This is a genomic window from Shimazuella sp. NTD247 (genome assembly GCF_059510415.1).
In genome coordinates, this window is record NZ_JCAJZU010000002.1 from 245,602 (window position 1) to 264,025 (window position 18,424).

The window sequence follows — 18,424 nt, forward strand, 5'->3', positions numbered from 1 at the left end:
CCCATCTCCTTATTTCTTTCGCTATACCCTACCGTTTTCCTTCCTGATTGTAATTATAGAGGAAAAAAACCCCGCTCTTTTAAACTAATAAAGCGTTGATCACCAATAATAATATGATCCAATAAATCTATCCCAACTGTCATTGAAGCTTGATAAAGGAGTTCTGTCACCTCAATATCTTCTCGGCTGGGGGAAGGATCTCCACTTGGATGATTATGTATGCATATAAATGCAGAAGCACTTGCAAGGATTGCAGCGCGTAAAACTTCACGCGGATGAACAACAGAAGCATCAAGACTTCCAATAAATACACACTTTTTCTCGATAACACAATGTTTGGTATCCAGATACAAACAAACAAAATGTTCTTGTGTCAAATATCTCATTTCATCCATCACAAAATCTGCAGCATCTTGTGGTGTTTGCATACGCTGCTTTTCTTGCGGCAGTGTACGTGTAATTCTTCTACCTAACTCTAGTCCAGCTACTAATTGGATTGCTTTTGCTGGTCCAATTCCTTTTAATTGGGTGAGTTCCTTTAAACTCATATTGGCTAATCCTCGAAGACCACCTGTCTTACTCAATAATCGCTCAGCCAAATGTGTAACTGAAACACCTGCAGTCCCTGTTCGAAGTAACAATGCGATAAGTTCTGCATTAGACAAATGGGCTTGTCCTAATCGCAGCATACGCTCTCTAGGGCGTTCATCTGTTGGTAGATCCTGAATTAACAACACTCACCGCTCCTTTATCCAGAGAAATCTGTCATGAGGTGATAACCCAGTTGTGAAAACATTTGATTTATCAAAGGAAGTGACAAACCAACAACGTTAAAATAACAGCCATCGATCCGATCTACCAAACACGCTCCTAATGCTTGGATGCCATAAGAACCAGCTTTATCCATCGGTTCTCCTGTATCAACATACCACCGAATAGTTTCTTCTGATAAGGATGTCATCCAAACATCTGTTTTCCGATATTCCGTAATCATTTGTATTCTTTCACCATTACGCCATTCTACAAGTGAAATTCCAGTAAAAACTTGATGCTTTTTGCCTGACAATCGCCTCAACATTTTCATTGCATGGTCCCGATCTGTTGGTTTTCCTAATATTTCACCTTCAATGGATACGATTGTATCTGCACCTATTATTACAGCAGACGAAAAAGAGGTGGCAACTGCTGATCTTGCTTTTAGAAGTGCCAACTCCATTACCAGTTGTTCAGGTTCAGTAAGCGCGATCTTTGATTCATCTACGGAACTAGGAATAACTTGAAATGATAGCCCTAATTGTTCTAAAAGCTCCTTCCTTCGAGGAGAGGAGGAGGCAAGAATTAGCTGAGTCAAGCCGAGAATTCCTCCTATAAAAAAGAATGGGAATATACGTACTGTACTATTCTACAAGTTTTACCCAAGTCCTGCAAAAACAAAACAAGGTACAAAGACTTGTATTTCTATAAAATAATTTTATCATTATTTTCACAAAAAATCACGCAAACCTCGTTTAACGTTTTTGCGATAAGACATAGAGAAGTTGCTCGTATCCAGCAGCATACCGTACTAATCCTTCCTGAATAAACCAAGCGAGTGTTTCATTTTTATGTTTTGATAATTCTTCAGCGCCCTGTACTGCCTGATCCAATCCTCTCTCCAATTCTACCATCGCTGCTCGTATTTCAGGCGGATACATACTCGATTTTTGATTTACTTGCATAAATGACTGCAGTTTTGCTTTCAAATCTGCGGGTATCTGAAAATTAGACGAGGTGGTTATACTAGATACAGAAACCGCTTGCAAACTCATAAAAATCTCATTTCCTAGTTTTAAAGCAGAAGACAACTCTTTGTTTTCTTTCTGTTTTCCAGCATAAATCTGGTCTTTGATATAAACTTTAATTCCTTTTGCTTGATATCTTTTGGATAAAAGATTTGCATCTGTTTTACTATTAGCAACACCAAGATATATACGATAAGGGGCTTGGTCAGACATTACAGCGGCAAATCCTTTTGTACGGTATTGTTCTGCTACTCTTGTAGCACTACTTTTTGATTGATAGTTTCCCGCTTGCAATAGCGAAATATGCAAAACAGGAATGCTCATTGCTGGTTTTGCAGGAGACTGTTTATTTTTAGAAGTTTTCTCTTTTGCGGGCGACTTTACGATAGGAGCAGGAAGATGTGAATCGATTGTATTTGTTTTGCTCGCATTTGGATGTTCAGAAAAAAATAGAGCCAAAACTGAAAATCCCATTACTGTTCCTACTAAAATTGCTCCCGCAATCGAAATGAATATGGGAACAAGCGGACGTTTCCCTTTCTTTTTCATACCAAATATTTTTCCAGGTGATGCCCAGTCGATCACTTCGTTACTTTTTTCTACTATTTCATCCATAGGAAAAGGAATCACTCGAGGCTTTGATCTTTCTTTAGAGATAGGATTTGTTCTGCTTATTTTTTTCGTTTCTATTTTTGGTTGTAATGGTTTTTTTTGAACTTTTTTTCCGATATTGACTTCCATCAGCTTCTACCTTCTCTCCTTGCTTGTTAGTAGAGTATATGAACTAGTAGAGTTGATAGAACCGTTTTGCATGAAAAAAATAGAGCACATTTACCAGTGATAACATAAGCGAGAAAGGCCCCTAATGCAAGATGTGGACCAAATGCCAATTTACCTTTTAAATACAGGCTCTTTCTTTTCCATGCAAGATACAACACAAATAGAATTCCGCTAATAGAAGCTAGCCATAGAGTAAAAAGGATACCTTGCCAGTTTAAAACCAGCGAACACATTGCTAGAAACTTTGCATCCCCTTGCCCCATTCGTTTCGTCCATTTTGCAACACTATAAAAAAATAAATATACTACCATACTCTCCACAACGTGATAGAGTAAGCTCGGAAAATGTTGGACTCCTAGAAGCACTAAAAGAAGCAGCGAACCTCCTATTGTTACCTGATCAAAAATAAAATACGTATACCAATCAATCCAACCAATAAGCAAAAGAAGAAATAAAAAAACAAGTCCAATAGTCAGCTCCAACATTGTTTGCTGAACATATAGTACAATCGCTCCACCCGAGGTGCCTAATAGACACAAGAAAACAGAATAAGGCCGAAGTATATTCGTAGAAATTTCACGGTAAGAAAGAAGCTTTATCCCTACAAAAGGAATCCAAAAACAAACCAGTGCTATACTGATAAGCAAAATGATATATGCCAAAATTACCATTCTCTTCTATTTTTTTGAAAATATCATATCAAAAAAACAACCATTCTGAAAAGGTTGTTTTTTCTCGTTTACCATCAGCCTGGATTAGTAGATGGTTCCGATTTATTTGATGTTCTTTGCACTCGTTCTTTTCCCATCAATGATACGCAAACAAATGCTAGTATTGCTGGTATAATCGCCCAAGCAAAAGTATAGGCAATCGAAGCAGATAATACAGAAGTTATTTTATCTAATACAACAGGAGGAATTTTTTCGCGCAATGCTGGATTTAGTATCGCTCGTGGGTCGGACATTTGATTTGCAGAATAATGTGCACCTTGTACTCCTGTAAACGCATTTGCCATCTTATCCGTAAAATAGTTACGTTGCAGTATACCAAAAATAGTTATTCCTAAGGTCATTCCTAATGTACGTAAAAAAGTACTCGCAGAAGTTGCTGATCCTCTCTCTCGATAACCAAATGGCTGAATCGCAGACTGCCCCAATACGGAAAAGGAAAAGCCTACACCGAAACCAGTAATAATCATGTATGTGGTCAATAGTGATTTTGAGATATCTGGAGATATGGTACTAAGCAGAAATACACCTACAATAAAAATAATACAAGATGACACCATAATATTGCGAAAGCTTGTTTTTGCGATGAGAAATCCACCAATTTGCGCTCCAACAACACTTCCAAGTGTCATCGGAATTAAAATCAGACCTGCATTGGTCGTAGATCCGCCCAAAACACCTTGTACAAATATCGGTATGTAGACTGTTCCTACAATGAAAGCAATACCATAAAACAAATTCGCCAAAACACTGGCAGTAAATAATCGCTTGCGGAACATTTGAAAATTAATGATAGGCTCTTTTACTTGCGTTTCGATCCAAATAAAAACGAGAAGAAAGACAACAAAGGACACAAATAAGCCGATAATCACAAAAGAATTCCAAGCATATTCATTTCCGCCGAGTTCCAGTGCAAACATTAAAGATACAACACTAATAACAAGCGTTAAGGCTCCCCACCAATCAATACGCTGCTTGGTATTTTCCGCAGATTCCTTATAAAATGGAATGATTAACAATAATGCAATAATGCCTAAAGGGACATTAATATAGAAAATCCAGTGCCAACTAAAATTATCTGTGATCAATGCACCTAGTAACGGCCCAAAAATACTTGACAAACCAAAAACAGCTCCAAAAAATCCTGCCATTTTCCCTCTCTTCTCAGGAGGAAATAAGTCAAACATAATTGTAAACGCAATTGGATTTAATGCCCCTGCACCAATTCCTTGAACTGCTCGGTAAATACTCAATTGAACCATACTCTGCGCAGTTCCACACAAAATGCTACCTATCAAAAAAGCAATCAGTCCAAAAACAAAAAATCGCTTTCGACCATACATATCCGATAGCTTGCCGAAGATCGGTGTACCAGCTACTTGAGTTATGAGATATGCAGATGTCACCCAAACAAACTTATCGAATCCACCCAAATCTGCTACGATAGTTCCTGTAGCGGTAGCGACAATGGTATTATCCATTGCCGCAATGAATATTCCAAGCAGTAGCCCTGCTACTACAAATCCCACTCTGCTCTGATTTTGAGCAACCATTCACTTTCCCTCCATCAAGCTGTTACCTTCACTGTTTCTTTTACCTTTGCTTGTTCATGCTTTTCCAAATGATCTCGATATTCTACCCGCTCGATAACAGCAGCTTCTCCAAGTTTCACATGATTTCCCCGTAATACTTTCACTTTAGCTGTAGTTAAATCTAAATCGTCTCCTTCCATCATATCCGTAATCACTTCTGCTTCATACGGAGAGAAAAATTTAAACCATTTTATTATACCAAAAGGTCGATTTACTTTCTTTACGATTATTCTTTCTCCGCCGATTTCATTCGCTTTGCAGTCACCATAAGGAACGATATCTGCTGTACCAATATTTAAAAGCCCTTGAATGGTAAATATGCCACGTACTTTAAAATCTTCTGCTTCACAGTCTCCATGTACTTGAAGTCCTCCCTTTAGGCTAAGTGAGTCAAAAGCAGCGTTTGCTTTCACTTTTACTTCTCCATAGACAGAAGCAGTCTTGATCTGTGCATAGTCGCCTACTGAGGACTGTCCATAAATCTTCATTCGATTTGCAACCACATAGCCTTCAAATGTAGCATCTCCATTAATACGTATCGTCTTAGCTTTGATATTTCCTTTCACTTTCACCCTACCAGTACAGACAAACTCATTGCACTCTATATCTCCCGTGATTGTAACATCTCCACTCACTTTTACCCGATCATACAACCCGCCGGAAGCAGTTCCATGACCCATCAAGACAAGATTATTCATATGTGTTCCCTCCTTGTAATCTCTCTTCTACCTCATCAAGCAGCTTCTGAAACGTATACTTAGCAATAATCCCCACTTCCTGATCAAAATACGCTTCTGCTGATGAGACAATCACAATTACAGCAGGAACTCCCATCTTTCTTGTAAAATAAAAAGCACCATCGCTTTGTTGTACTTCTCGCAAATGTGGAATAATGGTCTGATAAATAAGCTCCCCTTCAGATCTGCTGATCTTTCCTTCACGTAAAAGTTTATCGATCAAATAATACAAACAAATTTGCCCTAATGGAATTTTTTCCTCTAACAATATCTGCTGCGCAAATTGTTCTAACACCACTGAAGAAACAATGTTTCGTTCTAATAATTCTTGCTTAGTAAACGAAACAGCCACAGACTCTGTCCCTTCTGAAAATACCTTTACCATATCATCTAACGAAAGATCGTCTTTCATGTTTTTAATCCGTTTCACACGTTCTAATACTTTGTCCTTTAAAAAGAATGTTTCCTGTCCAGTGAATGTAGATTTGCGAATAAACCATTCTTCTGGTATGAGTTTTTTGCGTTTCCAGCGATACAATTGCCCATAGGAAATACCTGTTTCCAGCAATAAATCTTTTTTGGAGATCAAATTTTGCGGCATAACGATTCCTCCTTTGCTGTAAACGTAACATAACATTGTTTTGTTATCAAGCGAAAATAAAAACCACCGAATTGGTGGTGAATTTGTGATTTGGGGCCGAGACAACATTTGCATGTATATCTCGGCTATCTGGGACATTAATGCACCAAATACAAGCCCTAATACTCGAGGAGGCTCTTCATACGGTCGAAGTCCCCATCATCGCTACCGCGGTACAGGAGAAGCGATTGCTCCATTGACTTCGCTAGCTCAGCAATCTCGATGATCTTGTCGAGAAGCTCAACATCACGGTTGATCTGGTAACGCTCGCGAAGATTTTCGCAGGTACGTTTGGCTCGATCGAGAAGCTCCCTGATCTCCTGTTCATGCTCCCGCCGGAACTCTTCCTTCAGCTTCCGGGCGTCATCGAGGATGTCCTCGAAGTCCTTCACCGTCATGATTCCTCCAGAGGAACGTTAGGGTTTCAAAATGATTATATCATTGATCTTATTAACTGTACTCCCTCTTTAAAAAAATACCTCGTCTCTAAAAGAGAAAGAGCATACATTATTTGGGTCGAGATAGCGACAATATATGCACTATCTCGACTTTACACATATAACTCAAGGAAGCACGGCTTCTAATTCAAAGAATTTCTCAACTGTACCAAATCACTCAGTTTATAGCCGTTGATTCGAATCTGTTTAATCTGATCGAGAAGACGCATCGCTTTCTGAATACCTTCTCTGGACTGGGAGTTCTCAATCAGCTCACTGCAAACATCCATAATTTGATTAAAAACCTGATCCACTGCATCCTGCATCCTTCGATGATTCTCTGTCATATTCAGTTGACTTTCCAAGTCTTGAAACAGATCATCAAGCCGACTGAATGAATCGTTCTGTGCCACAAGAGCCTCCCATAAGAGCTTAGATATGCATCTTCAGGTTAATAGAATGCTGTTGGAAAGTAAATATTTATTCCTTATTTTTGTTCTATTTGTTTTACATCGGAAACAATCTGTTTCACATCTGGCTTAAGCCCATCATAAAACTTACGGACTTTTCCCGTTTGATCAACCAAATAAAATTGAGATGGATGATTATACAGCACGGTATTAGGATCATTGCTCTCCACTTTTTGGATCTGACCTTTAAATGCATCTTTGGCTATTTTTTGCACATCGATAAAAGAGTAGCCCGTGAGGAAATGCCAATTGGAAAGATTTGCTCCATGATCTATACCAAATTTTTTAAGGATATCTGGTTTATCGTACTCTGGATTAACAGTGAAAGACACCATCGTCGCAGGTATGCCTTCTTTGTCCAACGCTCTCTGCACTTTTGCCAAATTTGCTGTCATTGGTGGACATATATTGGGACAACGGGTGAATAGGAAATGAGTGATCCAGACTTTCCCTTTTAATGTATCATTGGTAACGGTTTTATTTGCTTGATCTGTTGCTTGAAAGGCTGGCACTTGCCAATTTAGTTCAGTTACATCATTTTGTTCTGTTGGCTGTTGAGTTGAATTAGTAGTAGCTTTGGAACAGGCAGTGAGGCTAATAACAAAAAGTAGAAAAAGACAAATCCATTTGTTTTTATGTATCATTTTTTGATCCTCCCATGAAAAATAACCTTAATCACCATAACACAGGATCAAAATGAACTCAATTTCAATCAAAAAGAGACATGTGCAAAATAGTACACATGTCTCTTGCATATCGTAACATCCGGGTATACAACATTATGTATACTCAGACTAAGACTACTTGAAAATGTGAAATGTTACACCACTTTCAAAAACCTTATAGATACCAGGTTTTTTAAATGTAGCTTCATCTCCACCTGCCACCACCTTCATCAAACTCAATGTAGCTTGTGGTGACCTCTTGCTTTCCAATTCCAATCGTGTACTCCCTGCGGTCAGCCTTCCATGTAATGCAGTCATCAGGCGGGAGTCCCTTTACCTGCTTATCGTTATCAATATCAGCACTCTTTGGAAGATCCTTGACAGCAACCTTTAGGTTCTAGTCTTTGGATGTATAGTCCATCTTAATTCCTCTGATAGATAGTAGGAAAAGTACTAAAGTATCGTACATTTATTATTCTATCAAATATTCGTAGGTTTTGATATATTTACGAGTTCCTCCACTAGTCCATGGGAGACACGCCAAATGTCACCTGCACCCATTGTAAAAACTACATCGCCAGCTTCTGCATGGGTCATCAAATAATCGATAACTTGTGCATGGGCAGCAAGGAAAGTAGTATTTGGATTACTATTGACTTTGATCAATTCAGCCAGATGTTCTGCGCTTACCCCAGGAATAGGAGCTTCTCCTGCTGGCGCGTAGAGTGTATTGATGATCACTTCATCTGCTTCACCAAATGCTTCACTAAACTCTTTCATTAACAGATGCGTGCGTGAATAGCGTTGTGGTTGAAAAACAACTCTTATTTTACGGTTAAGGGCTTTCGCTGCTTTTAATGTTGCAACAATTTCTGTTGGATGATGTGCATAATCATCGATGACCAAAATATCATTTACTTCTCCAATAATTTGAAAGCGGCGTTTTGCTCCTTGAAATTGGTATAGAGCTGCTGCAATTTCCGAAAAAGGTAAACCAAGTGAAAGGCTTGCCACTATAACCGCTAATGCATTCAATACATTGTGACGTCCAGGTTTTTGCAGAGTCACCTTCCCTAACCGCTCTTCCCCTTGATACACAACAAATGATATTAGATGTCCTTCCGGTTGAATTTCCTTTGCCATATAATCTGCATGAGTATCAATACCATATGTGATCACATTACTGGTGAGTTCAGAAGCAATACTGCGTACATGCGCATCATCCCAGCCAATAATAGCTTTGCCTTCTGGACGTACTTGGTTAATAAACTCCACATATGCCTGCTTCAATTTATCGAAGTCATTATCATAATTTTCCAAATGATCGGCCTCAATATTAGTGACAATCGCTAGATGCGGATGATAGGCAAGAAAAGAACCATCGCTTTCATCTGCTTCAGCTACAACATAATCGCTCTTTCCTGCTTTGGCATTGCTTTTTAATCCAACGATTTCCCCACCAATAATATAAGTTGGATCCACTTCACAAATTTCTAATGTTTGTGCCAGCATAGACGAAGTAGTGGTTTTTCCATGTGCACCCGCAACAGCTATGCCTTTTTTACTGTTCAGCAGATCTGCCAGCATCTCTGAACGGTGAAAAGTAGGAATTCTTCTTTTTGTTGCTTCCACCAATTCCACATTATCAGCTGCGATGCTGGTGGAATAAACAATTTTGTCTGCTCCTACTACATTATCAGCATCATGACCAATAGTCACCGTTGCGCCTCGGTTGATCAATTTTTCGACAAGCGCATTCTTTTCCACATCAGAACCAGATACGTCATAATTTAAATCAAGCAGAACTCGGGCAATAGCACTCATGCCATACCCACCTATACCGATAAAATGGACATGCTGTTTTGTCAAATTCATCCCATCCTCTCTTCACGTCTACATAAATAATGGTCTTATTTGGGCGATTAAATATAGTGAACCTGCAATCACAATCATGTCATTTGGTTCTGCTTGCGCTTGAACAGATGCTAATGCTTCTTGTGGTGAAGCGATTGCTTGCACCATTTGATCAGCATTAAGCTCTAGAATGATTTGTTTTAATTCATTTGCAGTCCTAGTTCTAGGCTGGTTTGGTACTTCTGTAGCTACAATATGATAGGCAAGCGGAAGAAGTGGCTGTATCATTTTCGCTTCTTTTTCCTTCATCATGGCAAAAATAACAAACAACTTCTCGTATGTATATTGGGATTGTATCGTATCTACTAAAGCTCTTACTCCTGATGCATTATGAGCACCATCAAGCACAATAATTGGGTTTTCACTTACTTCTTCCATACGTCCTGGCCATGCAGCTTTTTCTAATCCTCTTTTCAACTGTTCCGGCTCAACAACTGTTGCATAATGCTGACATAATAAGGAAATAGTCATGATAGCTGCACCTGCATTTGCAAGTTGATGGCGTCCTTTGAGTTGAATTCGTAAATCCGCCTCTAACATTTTACTTTTAAAATGAAATGATTGTCCATTTCGATCATGTTTTGTCCGGATAACACTAAAATCTTGTCCAAATTGATAAAGCTTACAATTTCGCTCTTTTGCAACGTTTGCTAAAACTGCTAATCCCTCATCATCTTTCGTACTTGTCACTACTGGAACGCCATTTTTAATAATACCAGCCTTCTCAGCAGCAATTTCCACAATGGTGGAACCCAAAAACTCCATATGATCGCGATCAATTTCTGTTATCACACTGACCAACGGATACACGACATTGGTCGAATCCAATCGCCCACCTAGACCTGTTTCCATAATGACAAACCAGGGTGTAGCCTCATAAGCAAAATAACAAAGAGCAATCAATGTCCAAAATTCAAACTCTGTAGGAGGTTCTTCCATTTTTTCAACAATTGGACGAATATGATTTGTCCATCGAACCAACTCAGATTCTGGAATATTTTCACCATTCCAGCTGATTCGATCACTCCAATGCGTTAATTCTGGCGATGTGAATACTCCCACCGAATAACCTGCTTCTTGTAATACGCTTGATAACATGGCGGCAACGGAACCTTTGCCATTGGTACCCGCAATATGAATTACTTTTAATCGCCTTTCAGGATGATCCAGTTCTTCTAAAACATGTTCCATCCTTTCTAAGCCCGGGCGAATTTGTGCAGGTGTATGTTGAGCTAACCAATCCCAGACATCGTTTGCTGATTGCAACATATACTTTGGCATCCCCTTTGTAAAACTTCTCGTTGTTCATTTTGCATGGTAGATGATTATTAGTCAATAAGAAGAGCCTACCTCTATCAGATAGGGTACACTTTTTAATTCCGTCCTATTTGTTGCATTAGTGGTGAAATTACACTTGGATATTACCTCACCTGTTTAAAATACATTTTCTTTCAACCAAAAATCATTCCACTTTGTTCCATCTCTTTGGGGTACGACATAATCTGCTTTCCTTTTAAGCAAATAAAAAAGCCTTTCCATCTCAAAGGACGAAAAGACTGGTTTCGCGGTACCACCTTTGTTCACAAACTTCTAAAAGTATGTGCACTCATCACGATAACGGACGTCATCCGGTCTTTCCTACTTAAGTTCAGAAAGACAGTTCAAGGGTGATATTCAGCATTCTCTTATGGAAAACCTCACAGCCGAAGGGTTTTCTTCTCTGAATAAAAGTATTTGCTTACTACTCCCTATCCTCACTTGTAGCTAATATTATATACAACTTTCTCCTAAATCGCTACTAACTATTCCTATTATTTTTTAAGTTATACCAAAAGTACCTTTAATCGTGTCAAGCATTCTTGATGGATCAGCTAAAAATGTAATGAATAGAATTGTACAAAGCATTAGGATTGCAAGTAAAACAATAAATAATAGGCCTCGATAAAACTTTTTAGCAAAGGATTTGACCATTTCCAAAATAATCGCTCCTCCCTATATATTCTTTCTACGAGTATATCTCATTTCTCTTCTATTTCACTTCGCAGATTTTTTCCACATTTTAAATCCCAAAAACCAATGTAATATACTTTATACTACCTTTCAACCCTAAAGGTTGAACATTCCATGTTCAAACAAAAAAACAACTTTGTTTTCCATTTATCATATAAAATTTTAATATATGTATTCACGATCAACAAATGATAACTTATAATACTTAAGTATATTCTATCTTATTACATATAAAACAAAATAAGATTAGATAAGTTACATTATATGATTTTTTTTGGAGATGATGCGAAAAAACAGTTCCATTAAACTGCTGCCTCTTAATAACTATCACCTACTTCTTACCAAATTACTTTCCTAATTTTTTATTTATAACACCTTTTATCATCTTTACTAAAAAAATTTAATAGGAGTGAAAGTTTTGCAATACTTTCAGTTACAAAAATCTGCCTTCCATTCATTAAAAGGACGTTGGGGAAAGGCCATCCTATCCATTATCATATGCTCCTTATTATCTTCTGCCATGATACTCCTCAGTGAACTCTTGAACAGCTACAGCCAACTGACTTATGAAATACCTTTTAAAGAGCCTATTTGGTACACGCTGTTGGACTCCATTGTATCACTTATTTTAACAAGCACTCTTTTCCTTGGTCTAAATCTGATCTTTTTATCTATTGCACGCAATAATTCTGTTTCTATCAGCAGTTTGTTCTACTTTCTAAAAAGCGGAAAACAGATTTTCCGGGCAATTCGAGGGTATATCGTTCCAGGAATTTATGTTTTTTTATGGAGTTTGCTCTTGATTATACCTGGTATATACAAAGCATTTTGTTATGCAATGACGCCATATATACTAGTTGACCATCCAGAATTAAACGTTCGCCAAGCCATGCAAATGAGTATACGTATCATGCATGGACACAAATGGCATTTTTTTATGCTCGGTTTATGTTTTTTCGGGTGGAGTCTTCTTGGTATCTTGACATTGGGAATCGGATTTATATGGCTTGTTCCTTTTATACATGCAACAAACGCAAAATTTTATGTGACGATAAGTACAAATCAATAGTTGGAAAAACCCATCAAAATATTTTTGATGGGTTTTTCATTTGTCATTCTAATTTGACACAATAAAAATTCTTTACATAGAATAGCCTTTTCCCCATAACAATTTTCCGGTTCCAACATATATGTATAAAAAGGATTTTGCCCTGGGTAAACTTTATAGTTCATATGCAATTATAGCAAATGGAAAGGATGATTGTTCATGTTCATTGGTATCATGCTTGCAACAGCTATCTCCATTCCAATATTCGGGATTCGGTATTTCTTGCGAAATGGCAGAAAAAACAAAAAAAGACTCTATTTATAAGAGTCATTTTTTCGCTTCAATATGTCGGATGGGTAATATTTTTCCTAAAATTTCTTTCGCTACTGGAGCCGCAACAGCCCCACCAGACATACTTGAAACATTTGTTGTGGGTCTATCAAAAGCCACATAAATAACTACATCAGGGTGATCAGATGGTGCAAACCCAATAAAAGAAACGATATATTCATTTGGAATATACCCACCCTTTGGATCTGGTATTTGGGCGGTACCAGTTTTTCCTGCTACATCATATTCATTCATGTTGGCTGATTTTGCAGTCCCATTCTGAACTACACCTCGTAAAATTTGCCTTACTTTTGTCGCTGTTTGGGGAGTGATAATCTGGCGCTTCGTGATAGGATACTGGTATACGGTTTTCTTCGTTTTTGGATCAAGTGCTTCCTTTACCACATGAGGTTTTACCCAGTACCCATCATTAGCAATTGCGGAAACAGCTGCTATTTGCTGAATTGGAGTAACCGAAATCCCCTGTCCAAATGAACTAGCTGCCAATTCAGCAGGGTAAAGCGCACGATTATAATAGTATCCTCTTCCCTCAGCAGGCAAATCGATTCCTGTGCGAGTTCCAAATTGATCCGTGATACGACCAAAACCAAAACGATTAATGTAATCGGATAATTTTTCTGCACCGAGCTGTTGTCCTAGTTTAATAAAACCAACATTACTTGAGAGTTCTACTGCTCGTTGATAAGAAATAGTTCCCCAACCGGTACGATTCGAGTCATGAAATATCCGATCACCGACTTGTATAGAACCAGACTGATACACATCGTTTGCATGAAAAAGCTTTTCATTTATACTAGCTGCAAGTGTTACAATCTTAAAAGTAGAACCAGGTTCATACTGACTTTCCACTGCAATATTATGGCCATTTTTAGCCGGATCAAATGTCTTTGCAATGTTGTTAGGATCAAAGGCAGGTCTGCTGACCATAGATAAAATCTCACCGTTTTTCGGGTCAGCAACAATAGCAGTAGCACCTTTTGCATTGTATTTTTTCATTGCATTATTGATTGCAACTTCTGTCTCATGTTGTATCTTCGCATCAACTGTCAGTACCAGATCTTTTCCATTTTCAGGTGGACGAAAAGTTTCTGGACCATTAGATATCATCATTCCATTTTTTGCTTTGTGATATTTAATAGTTCCATCAACACCACGTAACCATTTGTCATATATTTTTTCCACGCCACCTACCGGCTCACCATTGCTATTTAAAAAACCCAGAACATGGGCTAATTCAGAACTATTGTATTGTCTCATATATGTGGGATATCCATAAATACCAGTGATTGTCCCCTTTTTCTTTAATGAAAATATTTTTCGGTATATAGACGGAGAATACTTACCCTTTCCTTCATACTTTATTTCAACAGCTTTTTTCTTCTGCAGAAACTTCTCTTCTAGTACATAAGTTGGTATTTCGAGGAGCGGAGACAGAATCTTCGCTGTTTTGGAAACATCTTTAATTTGACTTGGATCAGCAACAAAATAATATCCAGGTACTTCCCATGTGTATACTTCTTGTTTCGTACGATCATAGATCGAACCACGTGTAGCATGCAAAATAGAATTTGAGTTTTCCCAAATTTTTTCGGCTTTATCTAACAGGGTCTGTGAATCGACTGTTTGTATCCAAAACAAGCGAATCAAAACAGCGCTCAGTAGCACTGTGAGTGAAAATCCAATCATTACGGAACGAATCTTATTTTTCTTATCTGACTGCTGCATATCAGTGCCACCATTCTATCGACCAAATTGCTTGTCCACTACGGATGAATAGAAGGAATGATCTGTAAGCCATTTTGTTCTGCAAACTCACGAATTTGCTCTAAACTACTCTGTTTTGTCTTTTCTGAGTTCAACTGAGAATTTACTTCTTTTGTCCGATTTATTTTTGTCTCTGTCTGCTGGATTGATACATCTAGTTGCGTTAGTTCAGCATAACGAGTCATCAAAAAAATAGCTGCCATAATGCAGATTATAGTACTTACAAGATAGAGTAATTTTTCACTTGATGGCAGACCTTTGATAACTCTTCTTGGTCTAATTTGAGTGCGAGTCTTAGGTGTAGATACAGGTAACTGATAAGCCAACGAGGTATTCCCTTGTTCTTTACGCACAATGATCCCCCTCTACTCTTCCCTCAAGTCTGATAATAAACGCAAAATTGATGTTTTTTATACAAACACGCTTGCTTATTTCTTTTTTTAACCAGCTGACCCTTTTCTTTTCTGACTTTATAAAGTGTAACATGACCTTTGACCATCTTTTCTATTTTCTCTTTTTGACCTTTTTCTTTAACTGCATTCTATTTTGATATTTATATTTTCGACCCTCTGTGACCTTTTATATTTCATAATTTCTCAGCTACACGAAGTTTAGCTGATCTTGATCTGACATTGTTTTCAATTTCTTTATCACTTGGAATGATTGGTTTTCGTGTCAAAACCTTCAAAGAAGGTTTATGATTACAGACACAAACTGGGAAATGCTTTGGACAAATACAGCCAATCGATTGCTCCTGGAAAAAATGTTTGCAAATTCGATCTTCTAGCGAATGGAATGATATGACAGCCACTCTTCCACCCGTGGAAAGCATCGGTACAACTTGTTCCAATGCTCTTTCGAATACACCCAGCTCATCATTTACAGCGATTCGGATTGCTTGAAATGATCTACGTGCAGGATGCGGACCTTTTCTTCTTGTAGCTGCCGGTATTGCTTCTTTAATTATCTCCGCTAGTTCCACAGTACTTTCAATTGGTTTCCCGATTCGTTTTTGGATTATATGGCGAGCAATTCTTCGTGCAAATTTCTCCTCACCGTATTTAAATAAAATCCGGCTTATCTCTTCTTCTGGATAATGATTTACAATTTCAAATGCTGTTAATGATTGTTCCCGATCCATCCGCATGTCTAGTGGAGCATCCTCGTGATAACTGAATCCTCTTTCTCCTTCATCCAATTGAGGAGAAGAAACACCTAAATCAAATAAGAAACCATCTACCTTATCGAATCCAAGAGAACGTAAAACCATTTCTAGATCTTGAAAATTAGCCTTATGTAAAATCACTTTGCATGTAGCATGTTCTAATTTTCTTTTCGCTGCCTCTAATGCTTTTTTGTCTTGATCTAATCCGATAAGGGTCCCGCTCGGCCCCAGTTTTTTTGTTATCAAACTACTATGTCCTGCACCACCTAACGTACAGTCAACATATATTCCATCAGGTTTAATCGCTAGTGCGTCTACTGATTCTTCTAATAAAACAGTGATGTGCTGAAACAAGGGTTGATCATCCTTTTACAAATCAAAATCGACAATACTCTCTGCAATCTCATTAAATGATTCCTCTGATTTCGTATAGTAGCTTTCCCAAATAGTACGATCCCAAATCTCGACTCGAGAGGATACACCAAGCACGACACATTCTTTGGTTAAATTGGCAAATGTTCGCAGGTTGGATGGCAATACAATTCTTCCTTGTTTATCCAACTCTACTTCACACGCTCCTGAGAAGAAAAATCGGGTAAATGCACGAGCATCTGCCTTAGTGAAAGGAAGTGCTTTTAATTTCTGCTCTAATTGTGTCCATTCTGCTTGAGGATATGCAAAAATACATTGGTCGAGTCCACGCGTTAATACAAAGGAGGAGCCCAGTTCTTCTCGAAACTTAGATGGAATTATCATTCTTCCTTTTTCATCTACATTATGATGAAACTCTCCCATAAACATACAGCGTGTCCCTCCCCACCCTTTATAGAATGACCAGTTCTATCAGGGCTTTTTGCAAATCCTCCTCTCTGTCTTGTTGATATGGCAGTGTACTTATTGCCTATCAGAGAAAACCGAATCGGTGATCTCATTTTCTGAATGAAACCACTGTCCTCCACTTCCCTCCACTTTCCACCACATTGGTAAGTATACCACAATCCACACAAAAAATCCTGCACTTGTGTACAGGATTTGAACAAAATTATCACATTTTGGAAAATTAGTTTATAACTGCCAACTTCCAAGGTATTCTTTTTGTTCAGCTGTTAATTCATCTATACGAATACCAAGGGATTCCAAGAAATGACGAGAAACCTGCTCATCAATTTCATATGGTACATCAATTACATGTGCTCCGATGTTTTCATTTGATTGATCGAGGTAAAGCAGACTCAAAACCTGAAGTGCAAAAGTCATATCCATAATTTCCGCGGGGTGTCCATCTCCTGCAGCTAAATTTACTAAACGACCTTCTGCCAGTAGGTTGATCTTACGACCATCTGCGAGGTGATACTGTGTAATGTCTTTTCTCACTACTTCTGAATCAACTGCTATCTGCTCCAATGCAACTTTATCTATCTCGATATCGAAATGACCAGCGTTTGCCAAAATAGCTCCATCTTTCATCACTTCATAATGATCACGACTGATTACCCCACGATTACCAGTAACAGTCACAAAGAAATCTCCTTGTTTTGCAGCTTCAATCATAGGAAGTACTGTAAATCCTTCCATATGCGCTTCTGTTGCTTTGATCGCATCTATTTCAACAACGATAACACGTGCTCCTAAACCTTTTGCACGCATCGCAACCCCTTTTCCACACCAGCCATAGCCGATAACCACAACTGTTTTTCCAGCTACAACTAAATTAGTTGTCCGGTTAATTCCATCCCAAACGGATTGCCCTGTACCATAACGATTATCAAATAATGATTTGGAAAAAGCATCATTTACAGCAATCATTGGAAACTTCAACTGGCCGGATTTTTCTAAAGATAATAGACGTTTTATCCCTGTTGTCGTTTCTTCACATCCGCCTTTCACTTGTTCCAACAAATCAGGACGCTCACTATGTAAAATGGTTACCAAGTCTGCTCCGTCATCAATGATTAAATCTGGCTTAGTCTCCAATGTCATAATAAAATGTGATTTATATTCTTCAGGAGTTGGATTATAACGAGCAAAGACCGTTACTCCTTCCGAAACCAAAGCAGCGCAAATATCATCTTGTGTTGATAATGGATTACTACCTGTGATAACGACTTCGGCACCAGCATCACGTATCAATTCTGCCATGCACGCAGTTTTTGCTTCCAAATGCAAAGAGATCGCGACTCTTTTTCCTGCTAGTGGTTTTTCCACTAAAACCCGCTCTCGAATTCTCCCCAAAACGGGCATGTGATCTTTTGCCCAATTGATTTTCTGCCTGCCACTCGGTGCTAATGTTATATCCTGAATTACGCTCTTTTCTAATGCGTTCATCTATTTATCCACCTTTC

General features: G+C 38.3%; 19 protein-coding genes and 1 other annotated feature. Of the genes, 1 reads left to right on the forward strand and 18 read right to left on the reverse strand.

The genetic code is table 11. The features are described from left to right. Positions 1–53: 53 nt before the first annotated feature. From radC to AC5WOC_RS05675, 13 genes are all read right to left on the reverse strand, one after another. Positions 54–737 carry a RadC family protein gene (gene radC / locus AC5WOC_RS05615; protein ID WP_496054419.1) on the reverse strand — a complete coding sequence of 228 codons (684 nt, stop codon included), beginning with the start codon at positions 735–737 and terminating at the stop codon, positions 54–56. Between the two features lie 11 nt (positions 738–748). Further along, the gene (locus tag AC5WOC_RS05620) at positions 749–1,351 is read right to left on the reverse strand and encodes a Maf family protein (protein WP_496054420.1); all 603 of its coding nucleotides are present in this window, start codon (positions 1,349–1,351) and stop codon (positions 749–751) included. Between the two features lie 157 nt (positions 1,352–1,508). Further along, a complete protein-coding gene (locus AC5WOC_RS05625; RefSeq protein ID WP_496054421.1) occupies positions 1,509–2,522 on the reverse strand; it encodes an SPOR domain-containing protein in 1,014 nt (337 codons plus the stop codon). A gap of 26 nt (positions 2,523–2,548) precedes the next feature. After that, positions 2,549–3,223 carry a prepilin peptidase gene (locus AC5WOC_RS05630; RefSeq protein ID WP_496054422.1) on the reverse strand — a complete coding sequence of 225 codons (675 nt, stop codon included), beginning with the start codon at positions 3,221–3,223 and terminating at the stop codon, positions 2,549–2,551. A gap of 83 nt (positions 3,224–3,306) precedes the next feature. Beyond that, the gene (locus AC5WOC_RS05635) at positions 3,307–4,842 is read right to left on the reverse strand and encodes an MDR family MFS transporter (RefSeq protein WP_496054423.1); all 1,536 of its coding nucleotides are present in this window, start codon (positions 4,840–4,842) and stop codon (positions 3,307–3,309) included. Positions 4,843–4,856: 14 nt separating this feature from the next. Then, positions 4,857–5,579, reverse strand: a complete 723-nt coding sequence (locus tag AC5WOC_RS05640) for a polymer-forming cytoskeletal protein (protein ID WP_496054424.1) — start codon at positions 5,577–5,579, stop codon at positions 4,857–4,859. Continuing rightward, on the reverse strand, positions 5,572–6,219 hold the full coding sequence (locus tag AC5WOC_RS05645; protein WP_496054425.1) for a DUF4004 family protein: 648 nt from the start codon (positions 6,217–6,219) through the stop codon (positions 5,572–5,574). The genes AC5WOC_RS05640 and AC5WOC_RS05645 overlap by 8 nt, the downstream gene beginning before the upstream one ends. Before the next feature lie 158 nt (positions 6,220–6,377). Further along, complete coding sequence (locus AC5WOC_RS05650; protein ID WP_496054426.1) at positions 6,378–6,656, reverse strand: hypothetical protein; 279 nt, start codon at positions 6,654–6,656, stop codon at positions 6,378–6,380. A gap of 182 nt (positions 6,657–6,838) precedes the next feature. Then, positions 6,839–7,108, reverse strand: a complete 270-nt coding sequence (locus tag AC5WOC_RS05655) for a hypothetical protein (RefSeq protein WP_496054427.1) — start codon at positions 7,106–7,108, stop codon at positions 6,839–6,841. Between the two features lie 74 nt (positions 7,109–7,182). Beyond that, positions 7,183–7,809, reverse strand: a complete 627-nt coding sequence (locus AC5WOC_RS05660; RefSeq protein ID WP_496054428.1) for an SCO family protein — start codon at positions 7,807–7,809, stop codon at positions 7,183–7,185. A gap of 156 nt (positions 7,810–7,965) precedes the next feature. Beyond that, positions 7,966–8,148 carry a hypothetical protein gene (locus AC5WOC_RS05665; RefSeq protein ID WP_496054429.1) on the reverse strand — a complete coding sequence of 61 codons (183 nt, stop codon included), beginning with the start codon at positions 8,146–8,148 and terminating at the stop codon, positions 7,966–7,968. A gap of 162 nt (positions 8,149–8,310) precedes the next feature. Beyond that, a complete protein-coding gene (murC, locus tag AC5WOC_RS05670) occupies positions 8,311–9,705 on the reverse strand; it encodes a UDP-N-acetylmuramate--L-alanine ligase (RefSeq protein ID WP_496054430.1) in 1,395 nt (464 codons plus the stop codon). Positions 9,706–9,723: 18 nt separating this feature from the next. Next, positions 9,724–11,013 carry a bifunctional folylpolyglutamate synthase/dihydrofolate synthase gene (locus AC5WOC_RS05675; protein ID WP_496054431.1) on the reverse strand — a complete coding sequence of 430 codons (1,290 nt, stop codon included), beginning with the start codon at positions 11,011–11,013 and terminating at the stop codon, positions 9,724–9,726. A gap of 271 nt (positions 11,014–11,284) precedes the next feature. Then, positions 11,285–11,508: a binding site (T-box leader), on the reverse strand. A 664-nt stretch (positions 11,509–12,172) separates the two neighbouring features. Between AC5WOC_RS05675 and AC5WOC_RS05680 the strand changes: the two genes are divergently transcribed. Then, a complete protein-coding gene (locus tag AC5WOC_RS05680; RefSeq protein WP_496054432.1) occupies positions 12,173–12,823 on the forward strand; it encodes a DUF975 family protein in 651 nt (216 codons plus the stop codon). 306 nt (positions 12,824–13,129) lie between these two features. Here AC5WOC_RS05680 and AC5WOC_RS05685 read toward each other — a convergent pair whose 3' ends face one another. From AC5WOC_RS05685 to AC5WOC_RS05705, 5 genes are all read right to left on the reverse strand, one after another. Continuing rightward, a complete protein-coding gene (locus AC5WOC_RS05685; RefSeq protein WP_496054433.1) occupies positions 13,130–14,878 on the reverse strand; it encodes a peptidoglycan D,D-transpeptidase FtsI family protein in 1,749 nt (582 codons plus the stop codon). A gap of 38 nt (positions 14,879–14,916) precedes the next feature. After that, positions 14,917–15,270: a hypothetical protein gene (locus AC5WOC_RS05690; protein ID WP_496054434.1), complete on the reverse strand. Its 354-nt coding sequence runs from the start codon at positions 15,268–15,270 to the stop codon at positions 14,917–14,919. A gap of 233 nt (positions 15,271–15,503) precedes the next feature. Then, complete coding sequence (gene rsmH / locus AC5WOC_RS05695; RefSeq protein ID WP_496054435.1) at positions 15,504–16,436, reverse strand: 16S rRNA (cytosine(1402)-N(4))-methyltransferase RsmH; 933 nt, start codon at positions 16,434–16,436, stop codon at positions 15,504–15,506. Positions 16,437–16,451: 15 nt separating this feature from the next. Beyond that, complete coding sequence (gene mraZ, locus AC5WOC_RS05700) at positions 16,452–16,883, reverse strand: division/cell wall cluster transcriptional repressor MraZ (protein WP_496054436.1); 432 nt, start codon at positions 16,881–16,883, stop codon at positions 16,452–16,454. A 264-nt stretch (positions 16,884–17,147) separates the two neighbouring features. Then, entirely contained in the window at positions 17,148–18,407 is a 1,260-nt protein-coding gene (locus AC5WOC_RS05705; RefSeq protein ID WP_496054437.1) for an adenosylhomocysteinase, read from the reverse strand. Between the last annotated feature and the right edge of the window lie 17 nt (positions 18,408–18,424).

What these genes read in the sequence shown, in the direction of transcription:
- AC5WOC_RS05705 (WP_496054437.1), bottom strand. Translation starts at nt 18,407, where the DNA reads ATGAACGCATTAGAAAAGAGCGTAATTCAGGATATAACATTAGCACCG.
- AC5WOC_RS05625 (WP_496054421.1), bottom strand. Translation starts at nt 2,522, where the DNA reads ATGGAAGTCAATATCGGAAAAAAAGTTCAAAAAAAACCATTACAACCA.
- AC5WOC_RS05640 (WP_496054424.1), bottom strand. Translation starts at nt 5,579, where the DNA reads ATGAATAATCTTGTCTTGATGGGTCATGGAACTGCTTCCGGCGGGTTG.
- AC5WOC_RS05635 (WP_496054423.1), bottom strand. Translation starts at nt 4,842, where the DNA reads ATGGTTGCTCAAAATCAGAGCAGAGTGGGATTTGTAGTAGCAGGGCTA.
- AC5WOC_RS05650 (WP_496054426.1), bottom strand. Translation starts at nt 6,656, where the DNA reads ATGACGGTGAAGGACTTCGAGGACATCCTCGATGACGCCCGGAAGCTG.
- AC5WOC_RS05685 (WP_496054433.1), bottom strand. Translation starts at nt 14,878, where the DNA reads ATGCAGCAGTCAGATAAGAAAAATAAGATTCGTTCCGTAATGATTGGA.
- AC5WOC_RS05645 (WP_496054425.1), bottom strand. Translation starts at nt 6,219, where the DNA reads ATGCCGCAAAATTTGATCTCCAAAAAAGATTTATTGCTGGAAACAGGT.
- AC5WOC_RS05665 (WP_496054429.1), bottom strand. Translation starts at nt 8,148, where the DNA reads ATGACTGCATTACATGGAAGGCTGACCGCAGGGAGTACACGATTGGAA.
- murC (WP_496054430.1), bottom strand. Translation starts at nt 9,705, where the DNA reads ATGAATTTGACAAAACAGCATGTCCATTTTATCGGTATAGGTGGGTAT.
- AC5WOC_RS05675 (WP_496054431.1), bottom strand. Translation starts at nt 11,013, where the DNA reads ATGTTGCAATCAGCAAACGATGTCTGGGATTGGTTAGCTCAACATACA.
- mraZ (WP_496054436.1), bottom strand. Translation starts at nt 16,883, where the DNA reads ATGTTTATGGGAGAGTTTCATCATAATGTAGATGAAAAAGGAAGAATG.
- AC5WOC_RS05660 (WP_496054428.1), bottom strand. Translation starts at nt 7,809, where the DNA reads ATGATACATAAAAACAAATGGATTTGTCTTTTTCTACTTTTTGTTATT.